21 protein-coding genes are annotated in these 18,800 nt (G+C 56.4%); 14 read left to right on the forward strand and 7 right to left on the reverse strand.

The genetic code is table 11. The annotated features are described in order from the left end of the window. The first annotated feature begins 83 nt into the window (after positions 1-83). A complete protein-coding gene (locus tag ACH1XZ_RS00620; protein WP_395593914.1) occupies positions 84-1,133 on the forward strand; it encodes a DUF1176 domain-containing protein in 1,050 nt (349 codons plus the stop codon). Here ACH1XZ_RS00620 and ACH1XZ_RS00625 read toward each other — a convergent pair. Then, a complete protein-coding gene (locus ACH1XZ_RS00625) occupies positions 1,130-1,456 on the reverse strand; it encodes an EthD family reductase (RefSeq protein ID WP_395593915.1) in 327 nt (108 codons plus the stop codon). The two genes, ACH1XZ_RS00620 and ACH1XZ_RS00625, sit on opposite strands and share 4 nt — an antisense overlap. Positions 1,457-1,670: 214 nt before the next feature. Between ACH1XZ_RS00625 and ACH1XZ_RS00630 the strand changes: the two genes are divergently transcribed. Next, positions 1,671-2,582, forward strand: a complete 912-nt coding sequence (locus tag ACH1XZ_RS00630) for a LysR family transcriptional regulator (protein ID WP_395593916.1) — start codon at positions 1,671-1,673, stop codon at positions 2,580-2,582. Between the two features lie 245 nt (positions 2,583-2,827). Beyond that, positions 2,828-5,107: an NADP-dependent oxaloacetate-decarboxylating malate dehydrogenase gene (gene maeB / locus ACH1XZ_RS00635; RefSeq protein WP_395593917.1), complete on the forward strand. Its 2,280-nt coding sequence runs from the start codon at positions 2,828-2,830 to the stop codon at positions 5,105-5,107. A gap of 79 nt (positions 5,108-5,186) precedes the next feature. Here maeB and hemF read toward each other — a convergent pair whose 3' ends face one another. After that, positions 5,187-6,089, reverse strand: a complete 903-nt coding sequence (gene hemF, locus ACH1XZ_RS00640) for an oxygen-dependent coproporphyrinogen oxidase (protein ID WP_395593918.1) — start codon at positions 6,087-6,089, stop codon at positions 5,187-5,189. Continuing rightward, positions 6,089-6,958, reverse strand: a complete 870-nt coding sequence (gene amiA / locus ACH1XZ_RS00645; RefSeq protein ID WP_395593919.1) for an N-acetylmuramoyl-L-alanine amidase AmiA — start codon at positions 6,956-6,958, stop codon at positions 6,089-6,091. The genes hemF and amiA overlap by 1 nt, the downstream gene beginning before the upstream one ends. 213 nt (positions 6,959-7,171) lie before the next feature. Here amiA and ACH1XZ_RS00650 point away from each other — a divergent pair, with 213 nt between their 5' ends. The 4 genes from ACH1XZ_RS00650 to ACH1XZ_RS00665 all read left to right on the forward strand — a co-directional run bounded on the left by ACH1XZ_RS00650 (position 7,172) and on the right by ACH1XZ_RS00665 (position 9,668). Further along, positions 7,172-7,597 carry a GNAT family acetyltransferase gene (locus tag ACH1XZ_RS00650; RefSeq protein ID WP_035891508.1) on the forward strand — a complete coding sequence of 142 codons (426 nt, stop codon included), beginning with the start codon at positions 7,172-7,174 and terminating at the stop codon, positions 7,595-7,597. Continuing rightward, the gene (locus ACH1XZ_RS00655; protein ID WP_395593920.1) at positions 7,584-8,033 is read left to right on the forward strand and encodes a DUF2919 domain-containing protein; all 450 of its coding nucleotides are present in this window, start codon (positions 7,584-7,586) and stop codon (positions 8,031-8,033) included. Before ACH1XZ_RS00650 ends, ACH1XZ_RS00655 begins: the two co-directional genes overlap by 14 nt. 61 nt (positions 8,034-8,094) lie before the next feature. Then, the gene (locus ACH1XZ_RS00660) at positions 8,095-8,670 is read left to right on the forward strand and encodes an RpoE-regulated lipoprotein (protein WP_395593921.1); all 576 of its coding nucleotides are present in this window, start codon (positions 8,095-8,097) and stop codon (positions 8,668-8,670) included. A 98-nt stretch (positions 8,671-8,768) separates the two neighbouring features. Further along, positions 8,769-9,668 (forward strand): Dyp-type peroxidase, encoded by a 900-nt coding sequence (locus ACH1XZ_RS00665; protein WP_395593922.1) that lies wholly within the window; start codon positions 8,769-8,771, stop codon positions 9,666-9,668. 117 nt (positions 9,669-9,785) lie between these two features. Here the strand turns inward: ACH1XZ_RS00665 and ACH1XZ_RS00670 are convergent, their stop codons facing one another. Then, the gene (locus ACH1XZ_RS00670; protein ID WP_395593923.1) at positions 9,786-10,115 is read right to left on the reverse strand and encodes an endonuclease domain-containing protein; all 330 of its coding nucleotides are present in this window, start codon (positions 10,113-10,115) and stop codon (positions 9,786-9,788) included. A gap of 197 nt (positions 10,116-10,312) precedes the next feature. Between ACH1XZ_RS00670 and ACH1XZ_RS00675 the strand changes: the two genes are divergently transcribed. From ACH1XZ_RS00675 to cysM, 5 genes are all read left to right on the forward strand, one after another. Next, a complete protein-coding gene (locus tag ACH1XZ_RS00675; RefSeq protein WP_395593924.1) occupies positions 10,313-11,329 on the forward strand; it encodes a sulfate ABC transporter substrate-binding protein in 1,017 nt (338 codons plus the stop codon). Beyond that, positions 11,329-12,162: a sulfate/thiosulfate ABC transporter permease CysT gene (gene cysT, locus ACH1XZ_RS00680; protein WP_185669904.1), complete on the forward strand. Its 834-nt coding sequence runs from the start codon at positions 11,329-11,331 to the stop codon at positions 12,160-12,162. The genes ACH1XZ_RS00675 and cysT overlap by 1 nt, the downstream gene beginning before the upstream one ends. Then, entirely contained in the window at positions 12,162-13,037 is an 876-nt protein-coding gene (gene cysW / locus ACH1XZ_RS00685) for a sulfate/thiosulfate ABC transporter permease CysW (protein ID WP_395593925.1), read from the forward strand. The genes cysT and cysW overlap by 1 nt, the downstream gene beginning before the upstream one ends. Further along, positions 13,027-14,121 (forward strand): sulfate/thiosulfate ABC transporter ATP-binding protein CysA, encoded by a 1,095-nt coding sequence (cysA, locus tag ACH1XZ_RS00690; protein ID WP_395593926.1) that lies wholly within the window; start codon positions 13,027-13,029, stop codon positions 14,119-14,121. The genes cysW and cysA overlap by 11 nt, the downstream gene beginning before the upstream one ends. A gap of 113 nt (positions 14,122-14,234) precedes the next feature. Beyond that, complete coding sequence (gene cysM, locus ACH1XZ_RS00695; protein WP_395593927.1) at positions 14,235-15,146, forward strand: cysteine synthase CysM; 912 nt, start codon at positions 14,235-14,237, stop codon at positions 15,144-15,146. Here the strand turns inward: cysM and ACH1XZ_RS00700 are convergent. Beyond that, positions 15,143-15,544 (reverse strand): YybH family protein, encoded by a 402-nt coding sequence (locus tag ACH1XZ_RS00700; RefSeq protein ID WP_395593928.1) that lies wholly within the window; start codon positions 15,542-15,544, stop codon positions 15,143-15,145. The genes cysM and ACH1XZ_RS00700 overlap by 4 nt on opposite strands. A 130-nt stretch (positions 15,545-15,674) precedes the next feature. Further along, entirely contained in the window at positions 15,675-16,961 is a 1,287-nt protein-coding gene (gene ptsJ / locus ACH1XZ_RS00705; protein WP_395593929.1) for a MocR-like B6 salvage transcription factor PtsJ, read from the reverse strand. A gap of 84 nt (positions 16,962-17,045) precedes the next feature. On the opposite strand from ptsJ, the gene pdxK reads away from it, so the two are divergent. Next, positions 17,046-17,912, forward strand: coding sequence for a pyridoxine/pyridoxal/pyridoxamine kinase (gene pdxK, locus ACH1XZ_RS00710; RefSeq protein WP_395593930.1), 867 nt, complete (start codon positions 17,046-17,048; stop codon positions 17,910-17,912). After that, positions 17,909-18,148, forward strand: a complete 240-nt coding sequence (locus ACH1XZ_RS00715) for a cytoplasmic protein (protein WP_395593931.1) — start codon at positions 17,909-17,911, stop codon at positions 18,146-18,148. The genes pdxK and ACH1XZ_RS00715 overlap by 4 nt, the downstream gene beginning before the upstream one ends. 142 nt (positions 18,149-18,290) lie before the next feature. Here ACH1XZ_RS00715 and crr read toward each other — a convergent pair whose 3' ends face one another. Beyond that, positions 18,291-18,800 (reverse strand): PTS glucose transporter subunit IIA, encoded by a 510-nt coding sequence (gene crr / locus ACH1XZ_RS00720; RefSeq protein ID WP_035896914.1) that lies wholly within the window; start codon positions 18,798-18,800, stop codon positions 18,291-18,293.

Below are 18,800 nucleotides of genomic sequence, written 5' to 3' on the forward strand. Positions count from 1 at the left end.
AATTCTGATTGAGACTCGCCGCTTCGCTAGTGAAGATACCCCCCAGTATATTGATGTTTTTTTCTTCTGGGGTTGTACCGTCCATGCGTTACCACGTTCTCCTCTTTTTCTTCTGCATCGGGTTGCTCCCGACGTCGTTGACGTGGGCGGCCCCGGCGCAGCAGCTTTTCTCTGACTGGTTAGTGACCTGTAATAACCAGAATTTCTGCGTAGCGCGCAACGTGGGTTTGCACCATGGCCTGGTTATGACGCTCAGTCGCAGCGCGGGGGCGCACACCGATGCCCAGCTCCGCATTGAACTGGGAGGTCTGGTCAACCCGGTGGCGGCCGTACCGGCGATAGAGCCGCGTCTGTTGCTGGACGGTCAACCGCTGAAGCTGACCGGCGAGCACTGGAAGGTGCAGCCTAAGCTATTGACGACCGGTGATAGTGTCACCATTGATGCCTTCCTTCAGCAAATTCAGGATGCTGATGCCATCACGTTAGTGAAGGGCGTTCAGGTGATGTCGCTGAAAGGACTGAAGGCCGCGCTGCTGTTTATCGATGCCCAGCAAAAACGTGTGGGGAATGAAACGGCATGGGTGCGCAAAGGGGATGAACCGCCGATGAGCGTACCGCCCGCACCGGCGCTAAAGTCGGTGGTGAAAGCGATTCCTGCGCCGATGCCGCTTAGTCGCGACGAGTACAACGACCTGCTCGATTTCGGGACCTGGCGGATGAACAATAATCAATGCTCACTGGATCCAGGCCGTCGTGAAGTCTGGGTGACGGCGTTAAGCGATGATAAAGCGTTGATAATGACCAGCTGTGAATCCGGGGCTTATAACACCATCTATCTCGCCTGGCTGGTGTCGCGTAAGAAACCCTTTATCACCACGCCTATTCGTCTTCGTCTTCCGTTTCTGCCCGCTGGAAGCGACAGCCGCGATATTGAGTTGGTCAATCTGACCTTCAATGAGAACTCGCGGGAGCTGGTGACGTTGGATAAGAGCCGCGGGCTAGGCGACTGCGGCGTGCAGACGCGCTGGCGCTTCGACGGGCAACGCTTCCGCCTGGTGCGCTACGCCGCACAGCCAGAGTGCGATAACTGGCAAAGCGCCGACGCGTGGGCGACGCAGTGGGTCTCGGGTTAGCGTTTTCTGATTTCCGTAATGTAGGTAACGGCCACGTTGGCGGCGAAATTGGGTACGTCGTCAAACGCCTCCTGGCCTACCGGGGAAGCAAAGGCGGCCATTGCATCCTCCAGTGAATCAAACCACAGCTCAGAAAACCCATCGATCGGCGAGTCGGGATAGACCCGGCGGTCGATAGGGTTCAACACATAGCCGCGAAGTCCCGGTAGCCCGAGGGCAATCTTGCTGTGTACTGCCTGCCAGTGGGCCACAAACTCTTCAAAACTCTGCGTCGTTTTTTTCGTCAGCAGACCGACGTGTTTAAAACCGTTTGCCGTTGTCATCGTCTTCTCCAGATTACCAACTTAATGATTAATTTAACTATTTAGGATGATGGCTTAACAGGCCTGCTTTGCCACATGATGGGGGTTCGTCATCACGTTGCATACTATGATTGATTTTATTTAAGCGATAAATAGGGTTTGAGTTGCTTCTTTGTAGACATAAATTCTCCAATGCGCTACAGCATAGCGATGGCAATCCAGTGGATGAAGAACGATGCGAAAAACCGACAATCTTGGCGGTATTACGGCCTTTGTAACGACCGCACAGCAGGGAAGTTTTACCGCCGCTGCAGAGCTGCTGGGGCTGACTAAATCGGCCGTGGGCAAGAGCGTGAGCCGCCTGGAAGCGCGCCTCGGGTTGACGCTGTTCCAGCGCTCCACCCGACGTTTGAGTCTGACGCCGGACGGCGAAGCCTTCCTCTCTCGCTGCCAGCAGGCCATTGACATCCTTGAGCAGGCAGAAGCGGAACTTACCGCCCACGTGATTCACCCCTCGGGCAGGCTCCGGGTTGACCTGCCGTCGGCCTTTGGCCGGCAACGTATTCTCCCCATCCTGCTGGCGATTACTCAGCGTTATCCTGAACTGTCGCTGACGGTGACCTTTAGCGAACGCTTTGTCGATCTGATTGAAGAGGGGATCGATTTGGTGGTGCGGATCGGTGAACTGGCGGACAGCAGCGGGCTGGTGGCGAGAAGGCTTACGACGCAGAAGCTGGTTATCTGCGCGGCTCCCGCATATCTCAAGGTGTTCGGCGAGCCGCAGTGCGTCGACGCGCTCGCTCGTCATCGCTGCGTGGTTGGTTTTCGGCGTAATCAGCCGATATCCTGGCTGATAAAGTCCGCGGACGGGCAGATAACGCGCTGCACGCCGCCGCCTACTTTTGAGATGGCCGACGGCGACGCGATGCTTGCCGCAACGCTTGCGGGCTGCGGGCTATCGCAGCTTCCACGCTGGCTGGTGGCGGAATCATTGGCGTCGGGGGCGCTGGTAGAAGTGCTGGCCGAAACCGCGGGTGGTGAAATGCCCATCAGTGCTATCTGGCCGAAAAACCGTCAGATGTTGCCGAAAATTCGTTATGCGGTGGACGAACTGGTAAAGGCGGGACTTGAAGGACAGCTGGATTAAAACCATAACTTTTTGGTTATGGTTGGCATAACGAAAAAGCATCTATGGATATCATGATCTTGCTATCGATAATTGATAACATATGGATAATAAATCAATAACAAAACAAGGCGTGTTCGCAAGAGTATGGCGGCCTTCAAAGTTTACCGGGCTGTCAAAGGCGATACTAGGCGCTTCCTTCGGGAGTGCATCAGGAACGTAATTGCGCTTCACCCTTTTAGTTCGATACGTGAAAGGAACCCTAAATGGACGACCAATTAAAACAAAGTGCCCTCGATTTCCATGAATTCCCTATCCCAGGAAAAATTCAAGTCTCCCCGACCAAACCGCTGGCAACGCAGCGCGACCTTGCGCTGGCCTACTCTCCGGGCGTAGCGGCCCCGTGCCTGGAAATCGAAAAAGACCCGCTGGCGGCGTACAAATATACGGCGCGCGGCAACCTGGTCGCGGTGGTGTCAAACGGCACCGCGGTACTCGGGTTGGGGAATATCGGCGCGCTCGCCGGTAAACCGGTGATGGAAGGCAAGGGCGTTTTGTTCAAGAAGTTCGCCGGTATTGATGTTTTCGATATCGAGGTGGACGAAACCAACCCTGACAAATTTATCGACGTGGTTGCAGCGCTGGAGCCAACCTTTGGCGGCATCAACCTGGAAGATATCAAAGCACCGGAATGTTTCTACATTGAGCAAAAACTGCGTGATCGCATGAACATTCCTGTGTTCCATGACGATCAGCACGGTACGGCTATCATCAGCACCGCGGCTATTCTTAACGGCCTGCGCGTCGTCGAGAAAAATATCTCCGACGTGCGCATGGTGGTTTCCGGCGCGGGCGCGGCGGCGATTGCCTGTATGAACCTGCTGGTAGCGCTGGGGATGCAGAAGCACAATATTGTGGTCTGCGACTCGAAGGGCGTGATTTACGAAGGCCGCGAGCCAAACATGGCGGAAACCAAAGCCGCTTACGCGGTGAAGGATGACGGTAAACGCAGCCTCGACGACGTGATTGCTGATGCTGATATCTTCCTTGGCTGCTCCGGCCCGAAAGTGCTGACTCAGGAGATGGTCAAGAAGATGGCACGCGCGCCGATGATTCTGGCGCTGGCCAACCCTGAGCCGGAAATTCTGCCGCCGCTGGCGAAAGAAGTGCGTCCGGATGCCATTATCTGTACCGGCCGTTCTGACTATCCGAACCAGGTGAACAACGTGCTGTGCTTCCCGTTCATCTTCCGCGGCGCGCTGGACGTTGGCGCAACGGCAATTAACGAAGAGATGAAGTTGGCGGCAGTCCACGCAATTGCGGAACTGGCACACGCCGAGCAGAGCGAAGTGGTGGCCTCCGCCTACGGCGACCAGGACCTGAGCTTTGGCCCGGAATATATTATTCCTAAGCCGTTCGATCCGCGCCTGATCGTCAAGATCGCCCCTGCGGTAGCCAAAGCGGCGATGGATTCCGGCGTGGCGAATCGCCCGATTGCCGATTTTGATGCTTACGTCGAAAAACTGAGCGAGTTCGTCTACAAAACCAACCTGTTCATGAAGCCGATTTTCTCCCAGGCGCGTAAAGAGCCGAAGCGCATCGTGCTGGCGGAAGGGGAAGATAACCGCGTGTTGCACGCGACGCAGGAGCTGATCACGCTGGGTCTGGCGAAGCCGATTCTGATTGGCCGCCCAAGCGTCATTGAAATGCGTTTGCAGAAACTGGGCCTGCAAATTAAAGCGGGCGTGGACTTTGAAATCGTCAACAACGAGTCCGACCCGCGCTTTAAAGAGTACTGGCAGGAATACTACAGCCTGATGAAACGCCGTGGGATCACCCAGGAGCAGGCGCAGCGTGAAATGCGCAGCAACACCACCGCGATTGGCTCCATTATGGTGCTGCGCGGTGAAGCTGATGGCATGATCTGCGGCACCATCGGCGACTACCATGAGCACTTTAGCGCCGTACAGCCGCTGTTTGGCTACCGCGATGGCGTTCACACCGCGGGCGCAATGAACGCGCTGCTGCTGCCAAGCGGCAACACCTTTATTGCCGATACCTACGTCAACAACGACCCAACACCGGAGCAGATTGCTGAAATTACCCTGATGGCGGCGGAAAGCGTGCGTCGTTTTGGTATTGAACCGCGCGTGGCGCTGCTGTCGCACTCTAACTTTGGTTCGTCCGATTGCCCGTCAGCCAGCAAAATGCGCGATGCGCTGGAGCTGGTGAAGGCGCGTGCGCCTGAGTTGATGATTGATGGTGAGATGCACGGCGATGCCGCGCTGGTGGAAAGCATCCGTAATGACCGCATGCCGGACAGCCCGCTGAAAGGCTCCGCGAACATTCTGGTGATGCCAAATATGGAAGCGGCGCGTATCAGCTACAACCTGCTGCGCGTATCCAGCTCTGAAGGGGTAACCGTGGGGCCAGTGCTGATGGGGGTATCGAAGCCGGTACACATCCTGACGCCGATCGCTTCCGTTCGCCGTATCGTCAATATGGTGGCGCTGGCGGTAGTCGAAGCGCAGACCCAGCCGCTGTAACCATGTCGCCCGGGCGAGGCGTTTACGCCGACCCCGGGATGGCACCGAGCTAGCCCCGGCGGTGCTTCGCTTGGCCGGGCTACAGGAGCCAGTCTTTCACTTTAATGAATTCGCTTAAGGCAGCTTCCGGGCTGCCTTCTTCTGGCAGGTAGTTATACTCCCAGCGCACTAGCGGCGGCATCGACATCAGAATCGACTCCGTGCGCCCGCCGGTTTGTAGACCGAATAGTGTGCCGCGGTCCCACACCAGATTGAACTCCACGTAGCGCCCGCGGCGATAGAGCTGGAAATCGCGCTCGCGTTCGCCGTACGCCATCGCCTTGCGTCGCTCAACAATCGGCAGGTAGGCGTTGGTGAAGCCTTTCCCCACCGCCTGCATAAAGCCAAAGCAGTGGTCGAAATCAGGCGTATTCAGGTCGTCAAAGAACAGGCCGCCAATGCCGCGCTGCTCGTTGCGGTGCTTGAGATGAAAATAGTCGTCGCACCACTTTTTATAGCGCGGATAGATATCCTCGCCAAACGGTAGACACAGGTCGCGAGCGACGGTATGCCAGTGAATCGCATCTTCCTGAAAACCGTAGTAGGGGGTTAAATCGAAGCCGCCGCCGAACCACCATACTGGCTCAGCGCCCGGTTTTTCGGCGATAAAGAAGCGCACGTTAGCGTGGCTTGTCGGCACATATGGGTTACGCGGGTGCACTACCAGCGACACGCCCATGGCCTCAAAGCTGCGCCCGGCGAGTTCAGGGCGATGTGCCGTAGCGGATGCAGGCATCGCATCGCCGTGGACGTGGGAGAAGTTCACCCCGGCCTGTTCAAAGACCTTGCCGTCGCGCAGTACCCGGCTGCGACCGCCGCCGCCGGCTTCACGCTGCCAGCTATCCTCAATAAAGGCGCCGCCGTCTACGTGCTCAAGCTGCTGGCAGATATCGTCCTGCAGCTTAAGCAGAAAGGCTTTCACCTGCTGTACGTTGATGGTCATTAACGTCTCTTAGCGTGGGCTTTCTGGTTATCAAACCAGTGGAAATAACTGATGATGCCGGAGGCAATCGCGTTGGCAATTTTCTGCCTGAACGCGGTGGTGCCGAGCAGCTTTTCTTCCCCTGGGTTGGTGATAAACGAGGTTTCCACCAGCACCGACGGAATGGACGGCGACTTCAGCACCACAAAGGCGGCCTGTTCAGTACTGCGGCTGTGCAACTTGTGCACCGGCTTAATTTTCTTCAGCACGTGCGAACCGAGCGTCAGGCTGTTTTTAATGGTGTCGGTCTGGACAAGGTCAAACAGCACCTGCTGGAGCAGATGGTCTTTATCCTTGGCCTTTTTACCGGCGAGTTCATCGGCAGCGTTTTCTTTGTCCGACAGGTATTTTGCCATGGCGCTACTGGCCCCGCGGTTGGAGAGGGCAAACACCGATGCACCCGCCGCAGAAGGATTGGTAAAGCCGTCCGCGTGAATCGACATAAACAGATCCGCGCCGTGCTGATGGGCAATCTCGACCCTGTCGTACAGCGGAATGAAGGTGTCGCCAGAGCGGGTCAATTTGGCATCGATGCCATTTTTTTGCAGAATGGCGCGCACGTTTTTGGCGATTGCCAGCACCACGTGTTTCTCTTTCGAACCATTATGCCCAATAGCGCCGGTATCAATACCGCCGTGGCCTGGGTCCAGCATCACTAAGCGTCTGCCTGACGATTTTTTCGCCGGTTTGCTGTGACCGTTGCTGGTTTTTAAATTGGTCTCTTTAGCGACTGCCTGAGAGGCGATCCCCGACAGCGTGAGTGCAGCCAATCCGGCTTTTAGCACCTGGCGGCGCGAAGTCAGTATTTTTAAGGGTTTAAAAGTGCTCATTCCGGCCTGAGTTGTAAAAACAAGAATCCATATGTTATATCGTATCGCGAATTTCGTTACGACTGTTCGTGATGAGAATTGTTTTACTTTTCATTTCAATACGTGTCTGTACCTTATTATGCCATTTTTTTCACTGTGCCGCGTCAGATATTGGCTAAATTGCCCGTTCACGCCATAATCACTGTTTTTAAACCTGAAAAGGCGGGCAATACCATGGAGATACGCGTTTTTCGCCAGTCGGACTTTGAAGAAGTCATCACCCTGTGGGAGCGATGCGATCTGTTGCGCCCGTGGAATGACCCGGAGATGGACATCGAGCGCAAGGTTAACCACGACGTGAGCCTGTTCCTGGTCGCCGAAGTCAACGGTGAAGTGGTCGGTACCATTATGGGCGGCTACGATGGCCATCGTGGTTCGGCGTACTACCTGGGGGTGCACCCGGAATACCGTGGTCGCGGCATTGCGAATGCGCTGCTCAATCGGCTGGAGAAAAAGTTGATTGCCCGCGGTTGTCCGAAAATCCAGATCATGGTGCGTGAAGAAAACGACGTGGTACTTGGCATGTACGAACGTTTAGGCTATGAACACGCCGATGCGCAAAGTTTAGGTAAGCGCCTGATAGAAGATGAAGAGTACTGAGTTTTCGCCCGCTGATTACGACCCGCAGGGCCGCCTGCGCCTGCCTTTCCTGTTCTGGTGCCTGCTGCTATTGCAGGCGCGGACATGGGTGCTGTTTCTGATGGCAGGGGCATCGCGCGATCAGGGCGATGCGCTGCTGAATCTGTTTTATCCCGACCATAGCCTTTTCTGGATTGGACTGCTTCCCGGCATACCGGCGGTACTGGCCTTTTTGTTGAGTGGGAGGCGACAGGCTTATCCAGGCTTGTGGAGGCTGCTGCGACCGATATTGATCCTCGCCCAGCTGATTTTACTGCTCTGGCAGCCGTGGATGTGGCTGAGCGGTGAAGCGCTCTCCGGTGTGGGATTAAGCCTGTTTTTACTCGATATTTTTGCCCTGTGGTGGCTCACCACTAACCGGCGTTTACGCGCCTGTTTTATGGATGTCGCAGAATAGACGGCACTTTTTGTGTTTACTGGACTCCAATAGGCCTGACTTGAATCTATAGGAAGTATCAATGAAATCGCTGCGTTTACTTTTGTGTGCCCTCCCTCTGGCGCTGACCGGCTGTTCTACGCTGTCGTCGGTGAACTGGTCTGCCGCCTATCCGTGGAACTGGTTTGGTTCCTCTGCTGGCGTAACGGAGCAGGGTGTTGGCGGGCTTAATGGGTCCACCGCGCTGAACGAACAGGCGATTAGCGATGCGCTCGGCAGCAACTATCGTCTGCGTAGCGGGATGAAGGCGCACGACGGTAACATCGTTCACTATTTTGAAGCGCTGCGCGGCGACAAGCTGGCGCTGGTGATTAACGGCGATAGCGGTACCGTCAGCCGTATTGATGTTCTTGATGACAATATTGAAGCCGCTGATGACGTGAAGGTCGGTACCCCGTTCAATAAAGTTTACGATAAAGCCTTCGGCAACTGTCAGGCGACAACGGGAGACGACAGCAACGTCGTCGAGTGTAAAGCCAAAGGCAGCGAGCACATCAGTTATCAGTTCTCGGGCGAGTGGCAGGGGCCGCAGGGTCTGATGCCGCCGGATGATACCCTGAAAAACTGGACATTGAAGAAAATTATCTGGCGGCGCTAAATTTGACGCCAGATAGCCCCGTGGGTGCCAAAAGCGGGTACAATGTGTGAGGTTTTTATATGCCACGACGTCGTGGCATTTTATTTTCAGGAGGAGCGATGTCTCAGGTTCAGAGCGGCATTTTGCCGGAACATTGCCGTGCGGCGATTTGGATTGAAGCCAATGTTAAAGGGGACGTTAACGCCCTGCGTGCCGGTAGCAAAATTTTTGCCGAAAAGCTGGCGGCGTTTCAGGATAAATTCCCGGACGCGCATTTAGGCGCGGTGGTAGCGTTTGGTCACGACACCTGGCGCGAGCTGAGCGGCGGCGTCGGTGCAGAAGAGCTGAAAGACTTCCCTCCGTACGGTAAAGGACTTGCGCCTTCTACGCAGTTTGATGTGCTGATCCACATTCTGTCGCTGCGTCACGACGTGAACTTCTCTGTTGCCCAGGCGGCGCTGGCGGCGTTCGGTGATTCCCTGGACGTGCAGGAAGAAGTGCACGGCTTCCGCTGGGTTGAAGAACGTGACCTGAGCGGTTTCGTTGATGGCACCGAGAACCCGGCGGGTGAAGAGACGCGCCGTGAAGTGGCGGTGATTAAAGACGGCGTTGACGCGGGCGGCAGCTACGTCTTCGTTCAGCGTTGGGAGCACAACCTCAAGCAGCTTAACCGCATGAGCGTGCCGGATCAGGAAATGATGATTGGCCGTACCAAAGAAGCCAACGAAGAGATTGACGGCGACGAGCGCCCGGAAACCTCTCACCTGACCCGCGTCGACCTGAAAGAAGATGGCAAAGGGCTGAAAATTGTTCGCCAGAGCCTGCCTTATGGCACCGCGAGCGGCACCCACGGCCTCTATTTCTGCGCCTACTGCGCACGTCTGCACAACATTGAGCAGCAACTGCTGAGTATGTTTGGTGATACCGATGGCAAGCGTGACGCGATGCTGCGCTTTACTAAGCCGGTGACCGGTGGGTATTACTTTGCGCCTTCGCTGGATAAGCTGATGGCGTTGTAGTTTGGTGCTTCCCCCTCACCCTAACCCTCTCCCTGAAAGGGAGAGGGGACCGTTCGGTGCGGTTTGCCTTTCCCCCTCTCCCTTTCAGGGAGAGGGTCGGGGTGAGGGTACACTCAACTAAAGAGCCTCAAGAATCCTCCCTAACACCGCTTCCTCATTCTCCATCAACTCATTGTTCCAGAACCGCAACACCCGCCATCCTTGCCCCCTCAACCATGCCGTTCTTCGCGCATCATACCCAGCCCGCTCATCATGTTGCCCACCGTCCAACTCCACCGCCAGGCGAGCAGCACAGCAGGCAAAATCAAGAATATACGGCCCCATAGGATGCTGGCGACGGAACTTGTAACGCGCAAAACGCCGGTCACGCAGTAAATACCACAACCGACGCTCCTGTGGCGTCAGCTGGCGTCGTAACTGGCGAGCGAAATCATATCTAGTGTCCATCAGCGCACTCTGCCTGTGATGGGCAGCGTTGTCAGAATGGTGTTATCGTTGTGGAATCCTGCTTCAGAAAATATCTTCAGACGCCTTATTCTCTTTTCAACTTCCAAATCACCAAACGGTATATAAAACCGTTACTCCTTTCGTCCCCGTTATAAATACACTGATGCTCAGAGAGTCCTCAAACGATAGGGTGCGCAATGGCTATTAAGTTACTGAAAAAAAGATACCTGGCGCTGGCTGCTTCAATGCTGCTGGTGGCACAAGCACAGGCGACGGAGCTGTTAAACAGTTCTTATGATGTCTCCCGTGAGCTGTTCGCCGCCCTGAATACGCCGTTTGAGCAGCAGTGGGCGAAGGATAACGCAGGTGACAAGCTGACCATTAAGCAGTCGCATGCTGGCTCTTCCAAGCAGGCGCTGGCTATTTTGCAGGGCTTAAAAGCTGACGTTGTAACTTATAACCAGGTGACCGATGTGCAAATCCTGCACGACAAAGGCAACCTGATTCCGGCCGACTGGCAGTCTCGTTTGCCAAATAACAGCTCACCGTTCTACTCGACCATGGCTTTCCTGGTGCGTAAGGGCAACCCGAAGCACATCGAGAGCTGGAATGACCTGGTGCGTCCGGATGTGAAGTTGATTTTCCCGAACCCGAAAACCTCCGGCAACGCGCGCTATACCTATCTGGCAGCGTGGGGCGCGGCAGATCAGGCTGACGGCGGCGATAAAGCTAAAACTCAGCAGTTTATGACCCAGTTCCTGAAAAACGTCGAAGTGTTTGATACCGGCGGCCGTGGGGCAACTACCACCTTCGTGGAACGTGGTCTCGGTGACGTGTTGATTACCTTCGAGTCCGAAGTGAACAACATCCGTAAGCAGTATGAAGATCAGGGCTTCGAAGTGGTGGTGCCGAAGGTCAACATTCTGGCGGAGTTCCCGGTCGCGTGGGTGGACAAAAACGTCAAGGCTAATGGGACCGAGAAGGCGGCAAAAGCCTACCTGAACTATCTGTATAGCCCGCAGGCGCAGACCATCATTACCGATTACTACTACCGCGTGAACAACCCGCAGGTGATGGACAAGCTGAAAGACAAATTCCCGCAGACCGAACTGTTCCGCGTGGAAGACAAGTTTGGCGCGTGGCCTGAGGTGATGAAAACGCATTTCGCCAGCGGTGGCGAGTTGGACAAGCTGTTAGCGGCGGGGCGTAAGTAATGTTTGCAGTTTCTTCCAGACGCGTGCTGCCGGGCTTTACCCTGAGCCTCGGCACTAGTCTGCTGTTTGTCTGTTTAATTCTGCTGCTGCCGCTGAGCGCGCTGGTCATGCAACTGGCGCAGATGAGCTGGTCGCAGTACTGGGAAGTGATCACCAACCCGCAGGTGGTGGCGGCCTACAAAGTGACGCTGTTGTCGGCGTTTGTGGCATCGATTTTTAACGGCGTGTTCGGCCTGCTGATGGCGTGGATTTTAACCCGCTACCGTTTCCCGGGCCGCACGCTGCTGGACGCGCTGATGGACCTGCCGTTTGCGCTGCCAACGGCGGTGGCGGGCCTGACGCTGGCGTCGCTGTTCTCGGTGAACGGTTTCTACGGCGAGTGGCTGGCGAAGTTTGATATTAAGGTGACCTACACCTGGCTTGGCATCGCGGTGGCGATGGCGTTCACCAGCATCCCGTTTGTGGTACGTACCGTTCAGCCGGTGCTGGAAGAGTTAGGCCCTGAATATGAAGAAGCGGCGGAAACCCTGGGCGCGACGCGCTGGCAGAGCTTCCGTAAGGTGGTGCTGCCGGAGCTTTCTCCGGCGCTGGTGGCGGGCGTCGCGCTGTCGTTTACCCGCAGCCTTGGCGAGTTTGGTGCGGTGATTTTCATCGCCGGGAACATTGCCTGGAAGACGGAAGTGACCTCGCTGATGATCTTTATTCGCCTGCAGGAGTTTGATTATCCGGCGGCGAGCGCGATTGCGTCGGTTATCCTCGCGGCCTCTCTGCTGCTGCTGTTCTCCATCAATACCTTGCAAAGTCGCTTTGGTCGACGTGTGGTAGGTCACTAATGGCGGAAGTTACTCAATTGAAGCGCTATGACGCACCCCGCATCAACTGGGGTAAATGGTTTCTGATTGGTACTGGGATGCTGGTTTCGGCCTTTATCCTGCTGGTGCCGATGATTTATATCTTCGTCCAGGCCTTCAGCAAAGGGCTGATGCCAGTGCTGAATAACCTGGCCGACCCGGACATGCTGCACGCTATCTGGCTGACGGTGATGATTGCGCTGATTACCGTACCGGTGAACCTGGTGTTCGGCGTGCTGCTGGCCTGGCTGGTGACACGCTTTAACTTCCCGGGGCGTCAGCTGCTGTTGACGTTGCTGGATATCCCGTTTGCCGTCTCACCGGTTGTCGCGGGTCTGGTTTATCTGCTGTTTTACGGTTCCAACGGCCCGCTTGGCGGCTGGCTGGAAGCGCATAACCTGCAAATTATGTTTGCCTGGCCGGGCATGGTGCTGGTCACCATCTTCGTGACCTGTCCGTTCGTGGTTCGCGAACTGGTGCCGGTAATGCTGAGCCAGGGCAGCCAGGAAGACGAAGCAGCGGTGCTGCTTGGCGCGTCCGGCTGGCAGATGTTTAAACGCGTTACGTTGCCTAACATTCGCTGGGCGCTACTGTACGGCGTGGTGCTGACCAACGCTCGTGCCATCGGCGAGTTTGGCGCGGTGTCGGTGGTCTCCGGCTCGATTCGCGGCGAGACCCTGTCGTTACCGTTACAGATTGAACTGCTGGAGCAGGACTACAACACCGTCGGTTCCTTTACCGCCGCCGCGTTGCTGACCCTGATGGCTATTTTGACCTTGTTCTTAAAGAGTGCGTTGCAGTGGCGTTTGCATAATCAAGAAAAACGCGCGCAACAGGAGGGAAATCATGAGCATTGAGATTGCCAATATTAAGAAGTCTTTTGGTCGCACCCAGGTGCTGAATGATATCTCTCTGGATATCCCTTCCGGCCAGATGGTCGCGCTGCTGGGGCCTTCCGGCTCTGGGAAAACCACGCTGCTGCGTATTATCGCCGGGCTGGAGCATCAGACCAGCGGGCATATTCGCTTCCACGGCACCGACGTTAGCCGTCTGCATGCCCGCGATCGTAAAGTGGGGTTTGTGTTCCAGCACTACGCGCTGTTCCGCCATATGACGGTGTTTGACAACATCGCCTTTGGCCTGACGGTGCTGCCGCGCCGCGAGCGTCCAAACGCCGCGACCATTAAAGCAAAAGTCACCAAACTGCTGGAGATGGTGCAGCTTGCCCATCTGGCAGACCGCTTCCCGGCACAGCTTTCTGGCGGACAAAAACAGCGCGTGGCGCTGGCTCGTGCGCTGGCAGTTGAGCCGCAGATTTTACTGCTCGACGAACCGTTCGGCGCGCTGGATGCGCAGGTGCGTAAAGAGCTGCGTCGCTGGTTGCGCCAGCTGCATGAAGAGCTGAAATTCACCAGCGTCTTCGTTACCCACGACCAGGAAGAGGCGATGGAAGTTGCCAATCGCGTAGTGGTGATGAGTCAGGGCAATATCGAACAGGCCGATGAGCCGGATCAGGTATGGCGCGAGCCCGCGACCCGCTTCGTACTGGAGTTTATGGGCGAAGTAAACCGCCTGCAGGGCACCATTCGCGGTGGGCAGTTCCACGTTGGCGCGCACCGCTGGCCGCTGGGCTATACGCCGTCCTATCAGGGGCCGGTGGATTTGTTCCTGCGCCCGTGGGAGGTGGACGTCAGCCGTCGTACTAGCCTCGATTCTCCGCTGCCGGTTCAGGTGCTGGAAGCCAGCCCGAAAGGCCACTACACCCAATTAGTTGTCCAGCCTCTGGGGTGGTATCAGGAACCATTAACGGTGGTGATGCGCGGTGACGACGCGCCGCTGCGCGGCGATCGTCTGTTTGTCGGCTTGCAGAATGCGCGCCTCTATCACGGCGACCAGCGTATTGAGAGCCATGAGACGCTTGCTCTGGCAGAAACGGCCTGATAGCTTAATCGCACGTGGTTTTGCCGGGTGGCGCTACGCTTACCCGGCCTACAAAGCAATATTGACAGGCCCGGTAAGCGAAACGCAGCCGGGCTTTTTATTGGACAGCAGAAGTGAATACATTAGAACAAACGATCGGCAACACGCCGCTGGTCAAATTACAACGTCTGGGGCCGGATAACGGCAGTGAAATCTGGATCAAGCTGGAAGGCAACAACCCGGCGGGCTCGGTCAAAGACCGCGCGGCGCTGTCGATGATTGTCGAAGCGGAAAAGCGCGGTGAAATTAAGCCGGGTGATGTGCTGATCGAAGCGACCAGCGGTAATACCGGCATTGCGCTGGCGATGATTGCGGCACTCAAGGGCTATCGCATGAAGCTGCTGATGCCCGATAACATGAGCCAGGAACGACGTGCGGCAATGCGCGCCTACGGTGCTGAGCTGATTCTGGTCACTAAAGAACAGGGCATGGAAGGGGCGCGTGATTTAGCCCTGGAGATGGCCCAGCGCGGTGAAGGCAAGCTACTGGATCAGTTCAACAATCCGGATAACCCGTACGCACACTACATCACCACCGGCCCGGAGATCTGGCAGCAGACAGCGGGACGGATTACCCATTTTGTCTCCAGCATGGGCACCACCGGCACTATTACCGGCGTGTCGCGCTTCCTACGAGAGCAGGATAAAGCAGTCACAATTGTGGGCTTGCAGCCGGAAGAGGGCAGCAGCATTCCGGGGATTCGTCGTTGGCCTGCTGAATATATGCCGGGTATTTTTAACGCCAGCCTGGTTGACCAGGTACTGGATATTCACCAGAACGACGCGGAAAACACCATGCGCGCGCTGGCGGTGAAAGAAGGCGTATTCTGCGGCGTGAGCTCCGGCGGTGCGGTAGCCGGGGCAATTCGCGTGGCCGAGCAACATCCGGGAGCCGTCGTGGTAGCGATCATCTGCGATCGCGGCGATCGCTACCTTTCAACCGGTGTGTTTGGCGAAGAGCACTTCAGCCAGGGCGCGGGGATCTAAACCTCGGGATTATCCAGCAAATCTGTGCCGTAAGAGTTATCTACGGTACAGAGCCAGCGACCCGCAAGCTTTTGAAAAACGTAGGTGGCGCGCCGCGTGACCTGCGTCGACCCTCCCTCTGCTAGCGGGATATCCAGCCGGGTTTCCATAATCACCAGCGCGTTATCGCCGCCTTCAATAATCTCCATTCGCCCCTGCGTCACCACCAATCGATGCTGAAAGTAATCGGCGATGGCAATAAACGCTTTGCGAATATTCTCTTTGCCGCTGACGACCATGCCGGGCTTGACCACCAGGGTAGCGTCGTCGGCGTAGTATTCCATCAGCGTGGCGTAGTCTTCCTGCGAGATGGCGCGGTCGCAGGCTTCGATAACGGCTTTGAGTGATGATGCTGGCATAGGTTCTCCTCATCCGGGGTTTGTCGCCCGGCCAAGCAAAGCGCCGCCGGGAATGTTGCAACCCTACTGGCTCAGCTTATCAAGGAATGTCCATAACTTCTGATTCATTTCGCGATAATCGTACGCACAGTCAGGCCTTGTGAATATCGCCAGCCAGCCGCTTGATGTCGTTATCGTTGAGGGTTGAAAGCGTAATGCGCAGGCCCTGCGCTGGAGCCTGCACGCCAAAAGCGTCGCCTTCGCGTACCAGCCAACCGGATTTGGCAAGCGCAAAGGCCATTTCATGGCTGGAACCTTCCAGCGGTAGCCAAAAGTTCAGGCCATCGCCGGGGACCAAATTGCTTATCCCTTGCGCCTGGAGCGCCAGCGCCATTTTTTGATGCTGTCCGGCGTAAAACTGGCGGGTTTGGACGAGGGATTGCTGGAAGTCCGCGTCGCTTAAGCAGGCGTAGACCAGGTCCTGCAACAGGTGGCTGACCCACTGGCTACCCGCGTTAAGCCGCAGCCTCAGCTTCGCCGAGGTGGCGCTATCGCTGGCGACAAAGGCTAACCGTAGGTCCGGGCCTAGCGTTTTCGACATTGAGCGAACGACCGCCCAATGTAGGGTCTGTGGCGCAATGACCGGATACCAGGGCGTTTTGGCGAGCAGGGCAAAGTGGTCGTCAATAATTACCAGCGTTTGCGGGTAGCGGCTCAGCACCTGCTGTAATGCGGCGGCGCGGGCGGCGCTTAGGCTACACCCGGTGGGGTTATGGGCGCGCGGCGTCAGGATCACGGCACGAGCGCCTTTACTCAACGCCTGCTCCAGTTGCTCTGGCTGCATCCCTTCATGGTCGATGCTGACCGGGCTGGCGTTAAAGCCGCTGTAGCGCAGCATGCTGATGCTGCTTAGAAAGCAGGGGTCTTCGACGGCAACGCTGTCGCCTGGCAACAGGTGGGCGCTCAGAAGGCGCTCAATGGCATCAATTGCTCCGCTGGTGAGGTCAATTTCACCTTTTGTGGGCATGGCATCCTGCATCCACCGCGCGGCCCAGTCAGCAAGCGCTGGCGACACCGGCGTATCACCGTACAGACGCGGCGTGCTGCTGATGCGCGAGAGGTACTGTGCCAGGTTTGGTAGCCGTGCCGTGGCGGGATTACCGCTGGAGAGATCGGTGAGCGGCGTATGCGGATTACCGCCTTCCAGCGCCAGCGGGGCGGCGGTCTCTTTAACCACGGTGCCGTTACGACCAAGACTCAACGCCAGCCCGGATGTGACCAGCCGCTTGTAGGCGGACGCCACCGTATTGCGGTTAACGCCAAGCTGGGTCGCCAGTTCACGCACCGGCGGCAGCGTTTCTCCCTTCGCTAATGTCCCGCGGGTGATATGCTGACGAATACTGTCAAAGATTTCGTTGGCGCTTTTTCCGTCGATCATTATTGACCTATGACAAAATGAATTTTAGCATATGACGATAATAGTGAGGCGTTAGCCCGCTGTCCAGAGTCAGAGGAGAAGGTGATGGGGCAGGATAGTGAAATACAGTCGGTGCTCTTCAACGATACGCACCGGGCTTTACAGACGGATATCGTGGCCGTTCAGTCGCTGGTGGTCTACGGCAGCGTAGGTAACAGCATTGCGGTGCCAGCAATAAAATCCCACGGCCTGCGGGTGACTGCCGTACCGACGGTGCTGTTCAGCAATACGCCGCACTATGAGACATTCTACGGCGGCGTTATTCCCGGTGAGTGGTTCGGCGGCTATCTGAAGGCGCTGAATGAACGCGATGCGCTGCGCGAGCTGAAAGCGGTCACGACGGGCTATATGGGGAGCGCGGAGCAGATTGCGCTGCTGGCCGAGTGGCTGAAAACGGTGCAGGTGTCGCACCCGGATATCTGTATTCTGGTTGACCCGGTGATTGGCGACGTCGACAGCGGTATCTACGTGAAGGCTGAAATTCCGGAGGCCTACCGTACCCATCTGCTGCCGTTGGCGCAGGGGCTGACGCCGAACGTGTTCGAGCTGGAAATGCTCAGCGGCAAGCCTTGCCGTACGCTCGATGAAGCAATTCTGGCAGCAAAATCTTTACTCAGCGCCACGCTGAAGTGGGTGGTGATCACCAGCGCGCCTGGACGGACGGAAAACAATATTACCGTCGCCGTCGTGACGCCGGAATCGGTGGAGGTGATTGAACATCCACGTCTGGAAACGGACTTAAAAGGTACGGGCGATCTGTTCTGCGCTGAGCTGATTAGCGGCATCGTACAGCAACAGCCGCTTGCCGCGGCGGCGCATGCGGCGGCAGAGCGAGTGCTGGCGGTGATGAGTTGGACGCAGAAATGCGGTTGTGATGAGTTAATACTGCCACCGGCAGGGGAGGTGCGATGAAGTGTTATCGTCTGGTTATTCGGCATAATGGCCGTCTGGTAGGGCATTTTGATACCAGCGGGCAGGATGCCCTTGAGGATGCCTGCGTCGCGCGGGCGATGTTTGGCGTAACCGGTGGCTATCAGTGCGAATTGCTGGTGTCCGATTCTGAGCGTCGGATGCTGGAAAGCGGGCCGGAAGGGATGAAGATTCTGATGCGCGAGCCGTGCTTTCGCCCGGTGACGTCGGCGCTGTAAACGATAGCGTTGTAGACCTGATAAGCGCAGCGCCATCAGGCAATCCGCCGCACCATCGCCGGATGGCGGCGCAAGCGCCTTATCCGGCCTACAGGTAAAAAAAATGGCGCCAATCGGCGCCATTTTTATATGCGGTTAAGCATTATTTTTTAATGCGGATTACCGGGGTTTCGCCCACGGTTACGCTACCGGACAGTTTGGTCAGTTCTTTGATCTCGTCCATGTTGGAGATAACCACCGGAGTCAGGGTAGACTTGGCTTTTTCTTCCAGCAGGGCCAGATCGAACTCAATCACGGTATCGCCAACTTTAACGCGCTGGCCTTCTTCCGCGATACGAGTGAAACCTTCGCCTTTCAGTTCAACGGTGTCGATACCGAAGTGAACGAACAGCTCGATGCCGCTATCGGATTCGATAGAGAAAGCGTGGTTGGTTTCAAAGATTTTACCGATGGTGCCGTCAACCGGTGCAACCATTTTGTTACCGGTCGGTTTGATAGCAATGCCATCACCAACGATTTTCTCAGCAAACACTACGTCCGGCACGTCTTCGATGTTGACGATTTCGCCAGAGAGCGGTGCAATGATCTCAATGGTTCCGGTGTCTTTTTTATCATCAGAAACCAGAGATTTCAGTTTATCGAACAAACCCAT

It is taken from the genome of Kluyvera chengduensis (assembly GCF_044197065.1).
Lineage (GTDB): Bacteria > Pseudomonadota > Gammaproteobacteria > Enterobacterales > Enterobacteriaceae > Kluyvera > Kluyvera ascorbata_C.